Source organism: Corallococcus aberystwythensis (genome assembly GCF_003612165.1).
Classification (GTDB): Bacteria; Myxococcota; Myxococcia; order Myxococcales; family Myxococcaceae; genus Corallococcus; species Corallococcus aberystwythensis.
The window spans coordinates 1-3,069 of the sequence record NZ_RAWK01000482.1 but is presented as its reverse complement, the minus strand read 5'-3'; the positions used below and the strand labels follow the sequence as shown (position 1 = coordinate 3,069).

3 protein-coding genes and 1 pseudogene are annotated in these 3,069 nt (G+C 68.7%); all 4 read right to left on the bottom strand.

Translation table 11 applies throughout. From position 1 onward, the window contains the following. Positions 1-28: 28 nt before the first annotated feature. Entirely contained in the window at positions 29-1,174 is a 1,146-nt protein-coding gene (locus D7W81_RS40630) for an acyl-CoA dehydrogenase family protein (protein ID WP_120560673.1), read from the bottom strand. Between the two features lie 33 nt (positions 1,175-1,207). Further along, positions 1,208-1,681 carry an AgmX/PglI C-terminal domain-containing protein gene (locus tag D7W81_RS40625; RefSeq protein ID WP_120560672.1) on the bottom strand — a complete coding sequence of 158 codons (474 nt, stop codon included), beginning with the start codon at positions 1,679-1,681 and terminating at the stop codon, positions 1,208-1,210. Between the two features lie 9 nt (positions 1,682-1,690). Further along, a complete protein-coding gene (locus D7W81_RS40620; RefSeq protein WP_120560671.1) occupies positions 1,691-2,833 on the bottom strand; it encodes an acyl-CoA dehydrogenase in 1,143 nt (380 codons plus the stop codon). Positions 2,834-2,868: 35 nt separating this feature from the next. Further along, positions 2,869-3,069 (bottom strand): annotated as a pseudogene (locus D7W81_RS40615) (hypothetical protein); the annotation flags it as partial.

The window sequence follows — 3,069 nt, the reverse complement described above, 5'->3', positions numbered from 1 at the left end:
ATGTGGGACAGGCGGAGCGCACCTACCCCTACCCTTCGCGCCGGAAGGTCTCGCGGGCGATGACCATCCGCTGCACCTCGCTGGTGCCCTCGTAGATGGTCTGCACGCGGGCGTCGCGGAAGTAACGCTCGACGGGGAACTCGTCGATGTAACCGTAGCCCCCGTGCAGCTGCACGGCCTTGTCCGCGACCTTGTTGCTCATCTCGCTGGCGAACAGCTTCGCCATGGAGGCCTCGCGGGTGAACGGCTGGCCGGCCTCCTTGAGGACGGCGGCGCGCAGGGTGAGCAGCTCGGCGGCGTCCAGCTGGGTGCGCATGTCCGCCATCATGAAGCGCGGCCCCTGCATGTCCGCCACGGCCTGGCCAAAGGCCTTGCGGTCCTTGGTGTAGGCCACGGCCGCCTCCAGCGCCGCGCGGCCCGTGCCGCACGCCTGCGCCGCGATGCCAATGCGCCCGCCATCCAGCGCCATCATGGCCAGGCGGAACCCGTCGCCCTCCTTGCCCAGGAGGTTCTCCGCGGGGACTTCGCAGTCCTCGAAGGTGAGCCCCACGGTGTTGGACGCGCGCAGGCCCATCTTGTCCTCGTGCTTGCCCACGTGGAGGCCCTTCGCGCCGCCCTCCACGATGAAGCAGGACAGGCCCTTGTTGCCGGCCGCGCCCGTGCGGGCCCACACGACGATGACGCCCGCGTAGGCGCCGGAGGTGATCCACTGCTTGCTGCCGTTGAGCACGTACACGTCGCCGCGCTTCACGGCGGTGGTGCGCATGGCGCCGGGGTCGGAGCCCGCGTGCGGCTCGCTCAGCGCGAACGCGCCGACGATGGCCTCACCCGAGGTGATGCGCGGGACGAACTTCTCCCGCTGCGCGTCGGTACCGGCCGCGTGGATGAGCTCCCCGCACATGTTGGTGACGGCCATGGCCACGGCCACGGAGGCGTCCGCGGCGGCCATCTCCATCATGGCCAGCGCGTAGGACACGACGCCCGCTTCCGCGCCGCCGTACCTGCCCGGCAGGTTCACGCCCAGGAGGCCCACCTCGGCCAGGGCCTTGAAGACTTCCGGGTCGAAGCGCTCCTCGCGGTCCGAGGCGCGGGCGTGCGGGGCCACGCGCTCGCGGGCGAACTTGCGCGCGGTGTCGCGGATGAGCGTCTGGGTCTCGGTGAGGTCGAAGTTCACGGGCGCGGGCGTCCTGGAGGGGCTTCAGAAGCCCTAATCGATGGCCTTGAGGTTGAACGGGTACTCGATGGGGTGGTCGCGGCCGTCCGGGGGCTTGGGGAAGTCCATGGACGACAGCACCGCCACCACGCAGTCGTTGAGCCCCGCGTCCTTCAGCGTGCTGCCGAACTTGTCCACCTTGGCGCTGCGCACGGTGCCTTCGGCGGTGATGGTGAAGGTGGTGAGCAGCTTGCCCTCCACCTTCTTGTCCTTCTCCACCATGGTGTCCTCGTAGCACTCCTGGATGCGAGGCATGTGGTGGGCCATCACCTGGCGGATGGAGTCCGGGGTGAAGGGCAGCTTGCTGACGTCCAGCCCGTCGTCCTTCTTGGGCGTGGTGGCCGGGGCCGTCTCCGAAGCCTTGGGGGCGGGCGTGGCGGCCTTCTTCTTCGACGTGCCCTGGGCGAGCGCCAGCGGAGACGCCAGGCCCAGGGACAGGAACAGCACGGGGAGGAGCGCGCGTTTCATGACCGGGGACTACTCCTTCAGCAGGTTGGCGGAGATGACGATGCGCTGGATCTCGCTCGTCCCTTCGTAGATTTCCGTGATGCGCGCGTCGCGCACATGGCGCTCGGCGTCCATCTCCTTGCTGTAGCCCATGCCGCCGTGAATCTGCAGGGCCTTGTTGGCCACGCGGCTGGCCATCTCGCTGGCGTACAGCTTGGCCATGGCGCTCTCCGGGCTGTGGCGCACGCCCTTGTCCTTCATCAGCGCCGCGCGCCACACGAGCAGCCGGGCCGCGTCGATCTCCATGGCCATGTCGGCGATCATGAACTGGATGGCCTGGTGGTCGCGGATGGGCTTGCCGAACGTCTTGCGCTCACCCGAGTAGCGCACCGCCTCCTCGAAGGCCGCGCGCGCGATGCCCAGCGCCTGGGACGCGATGCCGATGCGGCCGCCGTCCAGGGTGGACATGGCGACCTTGAAGCCCTCGCCCTCCTTGCCCAGGCGGTACTTCTCCGGCACGCGCATGTCCTCGAAGAACATGGAGCAGGACCAGGCGGCGCTGATGCCCATCTTCTTGTCGGGCTCCGCGCGGGTGAAGCCGGGGGTGTTGGTGGGGACCAGGAACGCGGTGATGCCCTTGTTGCCCGCTTCCCTGTTCGTCATCGTGATGAGGACGATGGCGTCGGCCTTGGGGCCGTTGGTGATCCAGTTCTTGGAGCCGTTGATGATGTACTCGTCGCCGCGCTTCACTGCGATGGTCTTCTGGGCGGCGGCGTCGCTGCCGGCCTCCGGCTCCGTCAGGCCGAAGCAGCCGAGCTTCTCACCGCTGGCGAAGGGCTTGAGGAACTGCTCCTTCTGCTCGGGGGTGCCGAACTTGGACACCGGGTCGCAGTAGAGCGAGTTGTTCACGCTCATGATGACGCCGGTGGAGGCGCAGCCGCGCGAAATCTCCTCCATGGCGATGGCGTAGCAGACGTTGTCCAGGCCCGCGCCGCCCCACTCCTCCGGCACCGCGATGCCCAGCAGGGACAGCTCCGCCAGCTTCTTCACCGCGTCCGTGGGCCACGCGTGCTGTTCGTCCCACTTGCGGGCGTTGGGGATGAGCTCCTTGGCGGCGAACTCGCGGCACAGCCGCTGGATCTCGCGCTGGATGTCGGTCAGCTCGAAGTTCATGGTGGACCTCCCATAGTACGGGGTCCGCCCCGGGGCTACTCCGAAGACGCCCCGCCGTCCTCCGGTGCGGCAATCCGCGTCCCAAAGAACATCGCCAGCGGCACCGTCACGTCGAAGGACACGTCCGTGCGAGCCCCCGCGTCCGTCCACGTCCTGCGCACCACCACCGACACCGTCCAGGGCTGGGTGTCCCGGTGCCGCTCAATCAAGTCGTAGGTGAGCCCCACCCCGGCCAC